This is a genomic window from Leptotrichia sp. OH3620_COT-345, from assembly GCF_003932895.1.
GTDB lineage: Bacteria > Fusobacteriota > Fusobacteriia > Fusobacteriales > Leptotrichiaceae > Pseudoleptotrichia.
This window is the reverse complement of the sequence record NZ_RQYW01000122.1, coordinates 1-460: the sequence shown is the minus strand read 5'-3', so window position 1 is coordinate 460 and position 460 is coordinate 1. Positions and strand designations below refer to the sequence as shown.

Annotated in this window: 1 protein-coding gene; it reads right to left on the bottom strand. The window is 35.0% G+C overall.

The features are described from left to right. The coding region (locus EII29_RS12365) for a hypothetical protein (protein ID WP_158612548.1) at positions 1–460 on the bottom strand (460 nt) is incomplete at both ends.

Below are 460 nucleotides of genomic sequence, written 5' to 3'. Positions count from 1 at the left end.
GATGTCATTTCTCCCTTTCCTCTGTTTACACTTGGAGTTATTGTTCTGCTTGAAGGTTTTAATACATTCTGCACCTGTCCTGCCGTATCAAAAGTATTGTGGCTGACTGACAACCCGAATCCTTTGTTACTTGAGCTTTCTTTTATTATACTTTTACCTGCTTCTTTTAATATTTGTCCTGTTATGTTGTATACCGTATCTCCTTCATTTAATATATTAAGTCCTCTTGTATGAAGGTTTTCTCCATTATACTCCACTCCTTTTCCTACTTGTAAATTACTTCCTATCGATATACTTTCTTCTCTATGGTATTTATTTTTATTTTGGCTGTAATTTAAGGACATAGTAGAACTTAGTACATTTCCCCCTAATGCACTCGCCATATTCATTCCCGCATTATATGCTCCAAATCCTCCATTAATGTAATCTTCTTTATGTTTTGCCCTCTTTAAGCCCTTAC